This window comes from Shimia sp. R11_0 (assembly GCF_017744035.1).
In the GTDB taxonomy this organism is placed as follows: domain Bacteria; phylum Pseudomonadota; class Alphaproteobacteria; order Rhodobacterales; family Rhodobacteraceae; genus Shimia; species Shimia marina.
In genome coordinates, this window is sequence record NZ_JAGHQY010000002.1 from 98,802 (window position 1) to 112,211 (window position 13,410).

Here is a 13,410-nt window from a genome sequence, read left to right on the forward strand (position 1 = left end):
GCCACTGAGGCCGCTATGTATCTTTCCGGAATCTGGTTTCCCGGAGAGGGGTACTTATATCTCTTTTGCTGCCTACCACAATTTGCAGCGCTGATCCCAAAGTGGGCTCTTATCTGCACATCGGATCGATTCAGTGTTGCGGGCAATGTGCGTTAACTTGGGGGCGGGCTGCAAGGTGATGAGCATCCGTTCAGCGACGCTTTTTAAAGCGGTGCATTTCACCATTTGTCTGGCGCGGAGGAGATTGAGTCTCTTGGATACTAAAAACACCTATAGCGAGAATCTCTGAGACGCCGATGAATGAGGCAATTTGGAGGTCTGCCGTGTAGAAGCTGCAAGTCTGAGTGGCAATTGCCCCTATGTGTTTGCTTAAATAATGAGCACATGCGAGTTATTGCCAAAATTATCACCACGCCTTCATTGAGTTCGATCTAGGGGTCAGCTACGCCGGAGGTGCTGCACAAGGATTAAGCACGTGACCATTCAAGTCGCACATCTAACGCTAACACCGCCGGTTTTCCTGGCACCGCTGGCCGGCATCACAGATCGCCCCTTTCGCGATCTGGTGAGCCGCTTTGGGGCCGGGCTGGTGGTCAGTGAAATGGTGGCGAGCCAGGAAATGGTTCAGGCCAAGCCGGGCGTGCGTGAGCGCGCTGAGCTGGGGTTTGGGGAGGCGACCACATCCGTGCAACTGGCAGGGCGTGAGGCCCATTGGATGGCGGAAGCCGCCCGTCAGGTCGAAGCCAATGGGGCGAGGCTGATTGATATCAATATGGGATGCCCTGCAAAGAAGGTAACCAGTGCGAGCGGTGCAGGGGCCAGCGGGTCAGCACTTATGAAAGATCTGGATCATGCGCTGACGCTGATTGAGGCCGTGGTGGGAGCCGTTGATATTCCTGTGACGCTGAAAACCCGGCTGGGCTGGGATGATACGATGCTGAATGCACCTGAGCTTGCCCGCCGCGCAGAGGATGCCGGCGTGCAAATGCTGACGATACACGGGCGCACGCGGTGTCAGTTTTATAAAGGGGCGGCCGACTGGGCGGCCATTAAGGGCGTCAAAGATACCGTGTCGATCCCTGTGATTGCCAACGGCGATATAGTTGATCTGGCGTCGGCCAAAGCGGCGCTTGCCGCGTCGGGTGCCGATGGCGTGATGGTGGGGCGCGGTGCGCAGGGCAAACCCTGGATTCTGGCGCAGCTTGCTGCAGCGCTTTTCGGAGGCGATGCGCCTGTTACGCCAGAAGGTGCAGCATTGGTTGCAATGGTGCAGGGGCACTATGAGGCCATGTTGTCTTTCTATGGCACAGATTTGGGGCTGCGCGTCGCACGGAAGCATCTGGGTTGGTACATGGATGGTGTCGGCACAGAAGCGGGATTGCGCCGCCGCGTACAGACAAGCCGTGATCCGCAGGAGGTTCTTGCACTTTTGCAAGAGGCATTGATGCCGACTGACGGAGCGCCCGATACAACAACTTCAGGAAATAAAGAGGCGGCATGAACGCGCAAAACCCCATATGGAATTCCTTGCCGGTGCCGGCACTGGTGGTGGATGACACGGATCAGATTTTGCGGATCAATCCTGCTGCTGAGACCTTTCTGAATGCCTCTGCCAAAGCGATGGTCGGGCAACCTATCTGGGACAAGGTGATGATTGATGCGCCTTTGGAAGAGGCGTTTCACCGGGCGCGTGAACATGGCACGCCCTTATTCGTCAATGACGCCGATGTTGGCACGGGCGATGGCCCACCTGTGCAATGCAATCTTCAGATCGCCCCGCTGGCCGATGCGCCGGGGGAGATGCTGTTTTTGATTTCCAGCCGGGAACTCGCGGGGCGTATGACGCGCAGCCAAGGGGTCAAATCCTCGGCAAAATCCGCCATAGGCATGGCGGAAATGCTTGCTCATGAGATCAAGAACCCGCTTGCTGGGATCACCGGTGCGGCGCAGCTTCTCTCCATGAACCTGAGCCCCGATGATTTGCAACTGACGGATCTGATCGTGGCGGAGAGCCGCCGGATCGTGAAGTTGCTGGAGCAGGTGGAACAATTTGGCAATCTGTCCTTGCCACAGCGCAAGCCGGTCAACATTCACGATGTTCTGGATCGGGCGCGACGGTCGGCTTTGGTCAGCTATGGTGCGCATATGTCGATCATTGAAGACTATGATCCCTCATTGCCGCCTGCCGAAGGGGATGCGGATCAGCTTTTACAGGTGATCCTGAACCTGCTGAAGAATGCGTCAGAGGCCGCCGAAAAAATGGGTGAGATCCGCATTCGGACTTACTACGAGCATTCCTTCAGGTTGCGTCGCTCTGATGGCAGTGGCCAGCCATTGCCCCTGCAGATTGAGATTATTGACGACGGTCCCGGCCTGCCGCGTGATCTTGAGGGAGACGTTTTTGATCCTTTCGTGTCCGGGCGTGAAAATGGCACGGGGCTTGGGCTGGCTCTGGTCAGCAAAATTATCTCAGACCATGGCGGTCTGATCTCAGTGAACAGCGTGCCCGGGCGCACGGTGTTCAAACTGTCGCTCCCCCGCGCCAGTAAAGAAACCCTTTTGAAATATGAGGAGAGCCTCTGATGGATGGCACTGTTCTTGTCGCAGACGACGACCGCACAATCCGCACGGTCTTGACCCAGGCGCTGACGCGCGCAGGGTGCAAGGTGCATGCAACGTCCTCGCTCACGACGCTGATGCGTTGGGTCGGGGAGGGCAAAGGCGATGTGGTGATCACGGATGTGATGATGCCGGACGGGAACGGTTTGGAGATGTTGCCAAAAATCTCAGAGGATCGCCCCGGATTGCCGGTGATTGTGATTTCTGCGCAAAACACCATCATGACCGCGATTCAGGCCGCAGAAGCAGAGGCTTATGACTATCTGCCCAAGCCGTTTGACCTGCCTGATCTGATGAAGCGCACTGGCAAAGCGCTCGAGCAGAAACGGCGCGCACCGGCCGCGCCGGTGGCGGAGGATGAACGCCCTGATGAGCTGCCGCTTGTGGGGCGCACGCCGGCGATGCAGGCGCTTTACCGTTTGGTGGCGCGGGTGATGAACACCGATCTGCCGGTCTTGATCTCGGGCGAAAGCGGTACGGGAAAGTCTCTGATTGCCAAGGAAGTGCATGATTTCTCTGACCGGCGTAATCTGCCCTTTGTGGTGGTGAATGCATCTGAGTTGAGCGACCTTGAAGGTCCGGCGCGGGTGTTGGCCAAGGCCAAGGGCGGCACAATTCTGTTTGATGAGATTGGCGATATTGATGATGAGGTGCAGGCGCGGATTGTGCGCATGATTGATGCGCCGGGCGATCAGAACCCGCGCTTCATGGCCACGAGCCAGGTTAATCTCAATACGGCCATGGAAAATGGCTCTGTGCGTCAGGATCTCTACTATCGCCTGAACGGTGCGGCGCTACATGTGCCTGCATTGCGTGAGCGCGTCGATGATATTCCGCTGCTGGTGGAGCATTTTCTGCACCGCTCTGAGCGCGAAGGGGCGCCCATGCGGGTTTTCTCTGAAGATGCGATGGAGCTGTTTCGCGCCTATAGCTGGCCTGGCAATGTGCGCCAGTTGGAAAACGCTGTGCGGCGGCTTGTGTTGACCGCGCAAGCAGAAGAAGTGACCCTCTCTGAGGCGGAAATGGTATTGGGAGCGCAACCTCAGGCCGGGCCATTGTTGGGCGGTGAAGACAGCGAGAAGCTCTCTGCAAGCGTGGCGCGCCATCTGCGCCGGTATTTTGATCTGCATGGCAATATGCTGCCACCTGCGGGGCTATACGCGCGGATTCTGCGTGAAATAGAGCTGCCTCTGATAGAAATCGCTTTGGATGCGACGGGTGGAAATCAGGCAAAATGCGCTGATCTTTTGGGGATCAACCGGAATACGCTTCGTAAAAAGATCACTGATTTGGATATTCACGTGACACGCCGTCGCAAATTGATGTAAAAACGCCACATAAGCGTGGCGCGAGGGTCGCAGTTCTTAGAAAAGTTCTGTGGCCTTGAAGATGCCACTGGATATGGCGGAGGACCGCGAAAGCGGTACCAAATCAATTGAGGTAGTCGGGTGTCTAGCCGGACAGTGACCAGTCATTGGGCGCGTTTTCAGCGCCTGCGACGACAGAGGCGTGTTCAGAATGCCGCAACTTTGGGTCTCGTTGTGTTGGGCCCCGCGCTGGCATTGGCCACGTTTCTTGTTCTGGGGCCTTTTGATCTTGGGGCTTCGTCAAGCGCGCTGCGTGCGATTCTGCTTGTGGATTTTGTCTATGTTTTGTCCGTGGCTGCGTTGGTTCTGCAGAACGTGGTGCGTGCAATTGCGTCAAGGCGCGCGCGGTCTGCCGGATCAAGGCTGCATCTGCGACTGACAGGGGCCTTTACGGTGCTGGCGATTGTGCCAGCCGTTACAGTGGCGGTTTTTGCCGGGCTGACGTTGAATATCGGTCTGGAAGGGTGGTTTAGCGAGCGGGTGCGCCAGGTCGTTGGCAACTCTCTTTCTGCTGCGCAGGCCTATGAAGAAGAGCACATCGAAGCGCTTAAGGAAGATGCTGCGGCGCTTGCGGATTTCCTGAATGCACAGCGGCGCGCGACCTATTTTATGGATTCCGGGGAGTTGCGCGTTCTGCTGGCGGCGGGGCAGGTGCAAATTCAACGCGGATTGAAGGAAGCCTTTGTCATTGACGGAACGGGGGAAATCCGTGCGCGTGGCGAGCGGTCCTATCTGTTTGATTTTGAACAGCCCAGCGAAGCGCAAATGGCGGAAGCCCTTGAGCAGGGCTATGCCATTATTCGTGATCTCGAAAACAACGAGATGCGGGCTCTGGTGCGGCTGGACGCTTTTGTGGATCGCTTCCTCTACATCAGTCGCGATGTTGATGCAGAGATCTTTCAACTGTTGGACGACACGCAGGCCAGTGCCATGCTGTATTCGCAATTGGAGAGCGAACGTGGACGGCGGTTGTTTGAATTTGGCCTGATCTACCTCGGCTTTGCGCTTATTCTCGTGTTGGCAGCGATCTGGATGGGCATGTGGTTTGCCGAGCGTCTTTCGCGGCCTGTTGGACGTTTGACCAGCGCGGCGCAGCGTGTTGGGGGCGGAGATCTTGATGTGCGCGTTGTGGAGGAGGAAGGCGACGATGAAATCGCCATGCTCAGCCGCTACTTCAACCAGATGACGCGCCAACTGAAGGTGCAGCGTCAAACGCTGTTGGACAATACACGCCAGATTGATCGCCGCCGCCGCATGTTTGATTCCGTTTTGAGTTCGGTGACTTCAGGGGTTGTTGGACTGGATGCGGAAGGCAAGGTGGCCTTTGTCAATAAATCGGCTGAAAGCCTGTTGGAGTGGGCCGATGATCGGCAGGATATGCCGCTGACTTTGGCTGTGCCTGAGTTTGGTCCGATGTTTGAAGCCCTGTGTGACAGCGGCAAAGAAGTGGCTCAGGAAGAAATCAAAGTTTCGCGCTCCGGACGGCTGGAAAACCTACTTGTGCGCATGTCCACGCGTCGCCGCGATGATGGGTCGCTTGAAGGCTATGTTGTTGCCTTTGATGACGTCACATCGCTTGTGACGGCGCAGCGTATGGCGGCTTGGGGCGATGTGGCGCGCCGTATCGCGCATGAAATCAAAAACCCGCTGACACCGATCCAGTTGAGTGCGGAGCGTATTCGCCGCAAATTTGCCAGCCGTGTGGGCGAGGACAGCGATCAGTTGGAGCAGATGACAGATGTGATCGTGCGCCAGACAAATGATTTGCGCCGTATTGTCGACGAGTTCTCAAAGTTTGCACGTATGCCGGAGCCGGAGCGCAGACCCGTTGATGTGGTGGAACTGGTGTCTGGGGCGGTGTTGTTGCAGGAGGCTGGTCAGCCTGACGTGCGGTTTGTACGCGACATTTGCGCAGGGCCATTGGCGGCTGAACTGGACGCGACAATGATTTCGCAGGCTTTGACAAACCTTATCAAGAATGCCGGAGAGGCCATTGAAACTTTGATGGAAAAATCTGCTCCGGATGGGTTTGTCCCGGAAATACACATTGATCTTTCTGTGGAGGGGCGCGAGGCGATTGTCTGTATTGCAGACAATGGTATTGGCCTTCCTGAAGATCGTGCCAAACTTTTTGAGCCCTATGTGACAACACGTGACAAGGGCACCGGGCTTGGTCTGCCCATCGTGAAAAAGATCATCGAAGAACACGGGGGCCAGCTCTCTTTGCTGGATGCACCGGTGTTTGAAAACAATGCCCACTTTGGAGCCATGGCGCAGATGCGCCTGCCGCTGACAGCGTCAGCGGTCTCCTCGGCGGAAGAGAAAGAGAGCGAGTATTATGAGTGACATTCTGATTGTTGACGATGAACGCGACATTCGCGAACTGATTTCCGATATCCTCAAGGATGAGGGATATAGCACACGGTTGGCAGGCAATTCTGACGAGGCCATGGAGCAGGTGACGCGGGAACAGCCCGCCCTGATGATCCTCGATATCTGGCTGAAGGATAGCAATATGGATGGCATCGACATCCTAAAAGCTGTGAAGACCGATTATCCAGAGGTGCCGGTGGTGATTATTTCCGGACATGGCAACATTGAAATCGCGGTCGCGGCGATCAAGCAGGGCGCCTATGATTTTATCGAGAAGCCCTTCAACATCGATCAGCTTTTGGTCGTGATCAAACGCGCGATGGAAACCAGCCGGTTGCGGCGGGAAAATACGGAGCTGAAACGTCAGGACAGTAAGCCTACCGATTTGATTGGGGAAAGTGCAGCCTATCGCGGGATGATTTCTCAGTTGGACAAGGTGACGCGATCCAACGGGCGGGTGATGCTGACTGGACCGGCAGGCGTCGGCAAGGATGTGGCAGCGCGCTATATTCACGCCAATTCCAATCGTGCGACGGCGCCCTTTGTAACAGTGTCCTGTGCGGGTATGGATCCGGACCGTGTGGAAGAAATCCTGTTTGGTCGTGAGAGCGTTGAACGGGGCATTGAAACAGGTCTGTTGGAGCAGGCCAGTGGCGGTGTTGTCTATTTTGACGAAGTGGCTGACATGCCATTGGCCGCTCAGAGCAAGATCCTGCGTGTGCTGGTCGATCAGCAATTCACGCGTGTTGGTGGCTCCAAGAAGGTGCGTGTGGATTTACGTGTCATTTCCTCGACAAACCGGGATTTGGGGCAGGCCATTGCGGATGGGACCTTCCGGGAAGAGCTCTATCACCGTCTCAACGTTGTGCCGATTGCTGTGCCATCACTGGAGGAGCGTCGCGAAGATATTCCTGCGCTCGCCGGGTACTTCCTTCAGCAACTACATGAAGGGCAGGGCCTGCCACTGCGTGAGCTGAGCACAGAGGCTGTGGCGCTGATGCAGACCATGGTTTGGCCGGGCAATGTGCGCCAGCTCAAGAATCTGATTGAGCGCGTGCTTATTCTGGGCGACGGTCAAGGTCCGATTGAGAGCCGCGAGTTGCCCGGAGAAAGTGAGGTGCCTTCTGATGACGGGCGGGTCGTCTTGTCTGGCACTTTGGCGACACTTCCCTTGAGAGAAGCGCGAGAGGCGTTTGAGCGTGAATACCTTTTGACCCAGATCAACCGTTTCGGGGGTAATATCAGCCGGACCGCCAGTTTTGTTGGGATGGAACGTAGTGCCTTGCATCGCAAGCTGAAATCTCTGGGCGTCGTGACGTCGAACAAGGCGGGTGCACGTGTGGCACATGTCAACGAGACAGGCGATGGCACAGAAAAAGAGGCAAGCTGACGCTTGCCTCTTTCTGGGGGCGCATGGCCCCCTTCATCAAAACCTGATCAGATTGGTTTGCTCAGATCGATCAAGACGCGTCCGCCACCTTCGGTGCGCAGACCACAGATACTGGGCGTAAGTTCTGGGGCCACTTCGATCTTGGCATAGTTGCGGCCAGCGAGCTGTTCATCCTTACAATAGGGGATGGTCACGCGTTCATAGCCTTTTTCCACCATACAGTTGCGCGCGGCAGTGTAGCGCGGGCCCTCGTTGATGTCATATTGCTCCATGCGCTGGCTGACGACGCGGCCTTTGGAATCATAGATCGGCCACCAATCCGTGACGATGCGCGGTGGGTATGCGTCAGCGGCGGCGCGATTGCATTGCGCTTGATCGACGTTCAAGTCTGTCTTGGTCTGACCCACTTTGTAGAAGGTTTTGAATTCGGTGCAGCCGCTGAGTGCGAGTACGGCAAGACCTGTTACGAAAGCATGTTTCACGGTTTTGTCCTTCTCTCTTACACGGGGGCGTTTAGATCAACCAAAGCAACGCCGCCGCTTTGAGCACGAATGGCGCAGATATTTGGTGCAGGCTTGGGCGCGCCAGAAATCGGGCGATAGTTTTGGCCGTTAAGCTGTGCTTCTGTGCAGATAGGGTGCGTGACGGGCGTGTAGCCTTTGAGCGTCATGCAGTCTTGCCGGTGTTCCGCGCGCATGGAGGCGTTGGCGTCGCGCATCTGAACATGAGAACCGCCCCAATACCCCGGATAACCGCCCCAATAACCGCCTGCATAGCCACCGTACCCACCGTGGAACCCCCCATAGACTGTTGTGGTGAAATTGGCAGCAGGGAAAAGCTGGTTGGCTTCGACAGAACAGGCGGTATCGTCACGTGAGGCTGTTTCGCGCGACGCGGAAGGATGAGAAAACCCGGAATAGGTGGTGGGGCTACACCCGGCGACAGCGATTGCTGCGGCAGCCATGGCATATGTTATTTTTTTCATTGCGAACTCTCGCCTCAACCAACTGAAATTGCATACAATCAAAGCGCGATTGGGGGGCGAGGTCAATGGTAACAATTGACCTCCGTTCCCCCTTCTGGCATGGCTTTTTTGAAACCCATGAGGGAAGCACATGAAGGTCATTATCTGCGGGGCCGGTCAGGTCGGATGGCAAATTGCGCGCCATTTGTCCGGTGAAAATAACGACGTCACCGTTGTCGACAATAACCCTGATCTCGTGCGCCGCGCCACGGATACCCTTGATGTTCAAGGGATTTCTGGTTTTGCGAGCTACCCCGATGTGCTGGATCGGGCCGGAGCGCGGGATGCGGATATGCTGATCGCGGCGACTTATTCCGATGAAGTGAATATGGTGACCTGCCAGGTGGCACATTCGGTGTTTGCGGTGCCGCGCAAGATTGCCCGCCTGCGCAGCCAGTCTTATCTGGATGTGTTATATTCGGATCTCTATCGGCGCGATCATATGCCGATTGACGTTGTGATTTCGCCTGAGCGCGAAGTTGCCGATGCCGCGTTAAAACGACTGACCGCGCCGCGCGCATTTGATGCCGAGACTTTTTTGAAGGGCAAAGTGCAGATGTTGGGCCTTTTGCTGGACGAGGAGTGTCCAGTGGTGAACACCCCTCTGCGGCAGTTGACGGATCTTTTTTCGACATTGAGTGCGGTCGTGGTTGGTGTGCGGCGCGGTGGCACGCTTTTCGCGCCTGAGCCGGGAGACCAGCTGTTTGTTGGTGACGAAATCTATGTGTTCACCTTTGCAGCGGACGTGAACCGCACCATGGAGGTTTTTGGCAAACCTCAAAACAAGCAGGAACGCGCCATTATCATGGGCGGCGGGAATGTTGGCCTGATGGTGGCCCAGCGGTTGGAGCAAAGTGCCAACCGTATCCGCGTGAAAATCATTGAGCGCGATCGCAAAGTGGCTGAGCGTGCGGCAGAGGCGTTGGAACGGACCATTGTTTTGAATGGGGATGGATTGGATGCCGCGCTTTTGACCGAAGCGGGCGTGGACCGCGCGGACGCGATTCTGGCGGTGACGGATGATGACAAGACCAATATGCTGGCCTCTGTGCGCTCAAAGGCCAATGGTTGTCCGCTGGCGATTGCGCTGATCAATGACCCTACCTTGGCACCGCTGATGAAGCCTTTGGGCATTGATGCCTTCATCAACCCGCGCGCCACTACGGTGAGTTCGATCCTGCGCCACATCCGTCATGGACGTGTGCGTGCCGTGTATTCCATCGGCGATGCGGAAGCGGAGATCATCGAGGCCGAAGTGCTCTCTACCTCGCCCATTGCCGGGCAGATGGTACGTGATGTTGACTTCCCCGAAGGCGTGCTGATCGGTGCCATTCAAAAAGGCAAAGAGGTGGTGAAGCCAAAAGGTGGTACGCGTATTGACGAAGGCGATGTGATCGCGCTGTTTGTTTTGACTGCGGATGTGCCCGCAGTGGAGCAGCTGTTGCAGGTCTCTATCGACTTCTTCTGATCAGATGAAGCTGAGCCTGTCACGTATTCCTCTGCTTGTGCAGATGGCCCTGATGTTTGGGGGCATGATGTTTGTGCCCGCGGTGGTGGCCAACCGGCAGAACGATGATCACGTGGCGCAGATGTTTTTCTACTCTGGTCTGCTGGTTATGTTTGCCTGTGCGCTGATTGCTTTGGCGGTGCAGGGCACACGTCGCAACTTGCGTATCATCGACAACCTGAAGGCCATGTTTCTTGCGATGTTGTTGCTGCCCGCTGTTCTGGCCATACCGGTTTATGAATCCCTGGATATTGTGCCTTTTGTCACGGTCTACTTTGAAATGGTCAGCAGTCTGACCACAACTGGAATGACCACCTTTGAACCGGCAAGCATGTTGACTGAGGCCCTGCACCTTTGGCGCGGGATGGTCGGCTGGATGGGCGGATTGTTGATGTGGGTGGCGGCGGCGGCTGTGCTTGCGCCGTTGAGCCTGGGTGGCTTTGAAGTTACCGCTTTGGGGGATGCTGGGCAAAACAGTAACAATCATGGTCAGATGCAGCGTGCGCGCCCGATGAAGCGATGGAGCCGGGCCGCGCGGGCCTTGGTGCCCATCTATGTGGGTCTGACATTTGCACTTTGGGTGATGCTCCTAATCCTTGGGGATCGTCCGATCACGGCTTTGATGCATGCCATGGCTACACTCTCAACCAGCGGTATTTCGGGCATTGGTGGTGTTGCTGATGCAGCTTCTGGGGTGGCGGGAGAATTGGTTATTTTTCTCTTTCTGCTTTTTGCGTTGTCGCGCGGTACGTTCAGTTCGGACACGGGGGCCGTGAAGCGCAGCAACCTTTGGGATGATCCTGAACTGCGTCTTGGCTTTTTGATTGTCGTGGCTGTGCCAGCGATGCTTTTTATGCGCCATTGGTTTGGAGCTCTGGAAGAAGAGGCCATCAACGACAGTGCGGCGGCGATAAAAGCGGCTTGGGGTGGGGTGTTCACAGTGCTGAGCTTCCTGAGCACAACCGGTTTTGAAAGTTCCGAATGGAGCGTGGCACGAGAGTGGAGCGGTCTTCAGACGCCCGGTTTGATCCTCTTGGCCTTGGCTATGGTGGGCGGCGGCGTGGCGACCACTGCGGGCGGGGTGAAACTGCTCCGGGTTTATGCGCTTTACCTGCAGGGGTTAGGTGAAATGGAGCGCCTTGTGCATCCAAACGTGGTTCTAGGACGCCGACGTGCGGCAGCGCAGGGCATCCGACGCCGGGGCGCAGTGATTGCCTGGGTGTTTTTCATGCTTTTTGCGCTGTCTTTGGCGGCGGTAACAATGGTGCTTGCTGTGTTGGGCAATAGCTTTCAGGAGGCTTTGATCCTCGCGATTTCTGCTTTGACCACGACCGGGCCTCTGACACAGGTGGCGGGTGAGTTTCCGATTGCGATTTCCTCACTTGGTGCCCCAGAAAAGCTTATTATTTGTGCAGCTATGATCGTTGGCCGTTTGGAAGCTTTGGCGATCATTGCGTTGATGTCCCCTGATTTGTGGCAGAAATGATGCGTTTGGTGATAAGGCTGGCAAAAAACTTAACTTTTTAGGCTGGTAAGTCTCAAAAACGCGTTCCATACTCGCCTCGCACGACTACCCGATGCACGAACAAGAACAAAGGCAAACGCGACATGGCTTCGGATCGACAGAATCTCCAAGACGCTTTTTTGAATCACGTCCGGAAAACCAAAGTTCCGGTGACTATCTTTTTGATTAACGGTGTGAAATTGCAGGGTGTGATCACCTGGTTTGACAATTTTTGTGTGTTGCTGCGCCGCGATGGCCAGAGTCAGCTGGTATATAAGCACGCGATTTCTACCATCATGCCGGCCCAGCCGATCTCTCTTTATGAAGGCGAAGACGCCTCTTGATGGAGCATGACACGCAGGTTACCCGCGCTTGGGTCCTGCATCCCGATATCACTGGCGCTGAGCAGCGGCGCGAGGCCTCTTTCGCATTGGAAGAGGCCATATCGCTTGCAGCGGCGCTTCCTGAGCTTGAAGTTGTAGGCTCAAATGTTGTGCGTTTGTCAAAAGCGCAGCCCGGTAAGCTGTTTGGATCGGGCAAGATCGAAGAGCTAAAGGCGCTTTTTAAGGCCAATGAGGTGGAGCTGGTCTTGATTGATGGACCGGTGACGCCGGTGCAGCAGCGCAATCTGGAAAAAGAATGGAAGGTCAAACTTCTGGACCGGACCGGATTGATCCTTGAGATTTTCTCTGATCGGGCGCGCACGCGTGAAGGTGTGCTGCAGGTCGAAATGGCGGCCTTGTCCTACCAACGTACACGCTTGGTGCGGGCTTGGACCCACCTTGAGCGTCAGCGCGGCGGCCTTGGTTTTGTTGGTGGTCCCGGCGAGACCCAGATCGAGGCGGATCGTCGTGCGATTGACGATCAACTGGTGCGGTTGCGGCGGCAATTGGCAAAGGTGGTGAAAACCCGTGAATTGCATCGCAAAGCGCGCGCGAAAGTGCCGTTTCCGATTGTTGCTCTGGTGGGCTATACCAACGCCGGAAAATCGACGCTTTTCAACCGTGTCACCGGTGCGGATGTGATGGCGAAAGATATGCTTTTTGCCACGCTCGATCCAACCATGCGGGCGGTGGAGCTTCCCAATAACGGACCTGAGGTGATCCTGTCGGATACGGTGGGGTTCATCAGTGATCTGCCGACACAGCTTGTGGCGGCATTTCGGGCGACACTGGAAGAGGTGCTTGCGGCGGATCTGGTGCTGCATGTGCGCGACATTGCACATCCTGAAACAGAACATCAGGCTGAGGACGTGCACAGCATTCTTGAATCTCTGGGAATGAGTGAGGAGACGCCGCAGATCGAGGTCTGGAACAAGATTGATCTGTTGGACGCCGATGACAGAGAGGCTGTTGTGGCTCGGGCGGAGCGTGAAGAGGGTATCTTTGCGGTTTCTGCTGTCAGTGGTCAGGGTCTGGATGACATGTTTGCGGCCATTGCCAAGGCCTTGGCCAGTGAGAAGACCCGTGAAGTGCTCTCCCTGAGCTTTTCGGAAGGCAAAGCGCGGGCTTGGCTGTTTAAGGAAGGCGTGGTTGAAGCGGAAACGCAGACCGACGAAGGCTTTGAAATCGAAGTGCTTTGGAGTGCCAAGCAGCGCGCGCAGTATCAGACGCTGTAGGCGTTTGA

The 13,410-nt window shown here is 56.1% G+C and carries 11 protein-coding genes; 9 read left to right on the top strand and 2 right to left on the bottom strand.

The features are described from left to right. Positions 1 to 475: 475 nt before the first annotated feature. From dusB to J7382_RS05010, 5 genes are all read left to right on the top strand, one after another. Complete coding sequence (gene dusB / locus J7382_RS04990) at positions 476 to 1,501, top strand: tRNA dihydrouridine synthase DusB (RefSeq protein ID WP_348540003.1); 1,026 nt, start codon at positions 476 to 478, stop codon at positions 1,499 to 1,501. Continuing rightward, positions 1,498 to 2,583 (top strand): ATP-binding protein, encoded by a 1,086-nt coding sequence (locus J7382_RS04995; protein WP_058240702.1) that lies wholly within the window; start codon positions 1,498 to 1,500, stop codon positions 2,581 to 2,583. Before dusB ends, J7382_RS04995 begins: the two co-directional genes overlap by 4 nt. Continuing rightward, entirely contained in the window at positions 2,583 to 3,947 is a 1,365-nt protein-coding gene (locus J7382_RS05000; RefSeq protein WP_209067762.1) for a response regulator, read from the top strand. Before J7382_RS04995 ends, J7382_RS05000 begins: the two co-directional genes overlap by 1 nt. Before the next feature lie 120 nt (positions 3,948 to 4,067). Further along, entirely contained in the window at positions 4,068 to 6,332 is a 2,265-nt protein-coding gene (locus J7382_RS05005; protein WP_209067764.1) for a PAS domain-containing sensor histidine kinase, read from the top strand. Next, the gene (locus tag J7382_RS05010; protein WP_209067766.1) at positions 6,325 to 7,749 is read left to right on the top strand and encodes a sigma-54 dependent transcriptional regulator; all 1,425 of its coding nucleotides are present in this window, start codon (positions 6,325 to 6,327) and stop codon (positions 7,747 to 7,749) included. Before J7382_RS05005 ends, J7382_RS05010 begins: the two co-directional genes overlap by 8 nt. Positions 7,750 to 7,796: 47 nt before the next feature. Here J7382_RS05010 and J7382_RS05015 read toward each other — a convergent pair whose 3' ends face one another. Both J7382_RS05015 and J7382_RS05020 read right to left on the bottom strand, forming a co-directional pair. After that, positions 7,797 to 8,231 (bottom strand): hypothetical protein, encoded by a 435-nt coding sequence (locus J7382_RS05015; RefSeq protein ID WP_058240706.1) that lies wholly within the window; start codon positions 8,229 to 8,231, stop codon positions 7,797 to 7,799. A 17-nt stretch (positions 8,232 to 8,248) separates the two neighbouring features. Beyond that, positions 8,249 to 8,734, bottom strand: coding sequence for a hypothetical protein (locus J7382_RS05020; protein ID WP_058240707.1), 486 nt, complete (start codon positions 8,732 to 8,734; stop codon positions 8,249 to 8,251). A 130-nt stretch (positions 8,735 to 8,864) separates the two neighbouring features. Between J7382_RS05020 and trkA the strand changes: the two genes are divergently transcribed. The 4 genes from trkA (at position 8,865) to hflX (ending at position 13,402) form a co-directional block, all read left to right on the top strand. Beyond that, complete coding sequence (gene trkA / locus J7382_RS05025; protein WP_058240708.1) at positions 8,865 to 10,241, top strand: Trk system potassium transporter TrkA; 1,377 nt, start codon at positions 8,865 to 8,867, stop codon at positions 10,239 to 10,241. A 4-nt stretch (positions 10,242 to 10,245) separates the two neighbouring features. Beyond that, positions 10,246 to 11,766, top strand: a complete 1,521-nt coding sequence (locus tag J7382_RS05030; protein ID WP_209067768.1) for a TrkH family potassium uptake protein — start codon at positions 10,246 to 10,248, stop codon at positions 11,764 to 11,766. 122 nt (positions 11,767 to 11,888) lie between these two features. Further along, positions 11,889 to 12,128, top strand: coding sequence for an RNA chaperone Hfq (gene hfq / locus J7382_RS05035; protein ID WP_008204623.1), 240 nt, complete (start codon positions 11,889 to 11,891; stop codon positions 12,126 to 12,128). Then, on the top strand, positions 12,128 to 13,402 hold the full coding sequence (hflX, locus tag J7382_RS05040) for a GTPase HflX (RefSeq protein WP_209067770.1): 1,275 nt from the start codon (positions 12,128 to 12,130) through the stop codon (positions 13,400 to 13,402). Before hfq ends, hflX begins: the two co-directional genes overlap by 1 nt. The last annotated feature ends 8 nt before the right edge of the window (positions 13,403 to 13,410 follow it).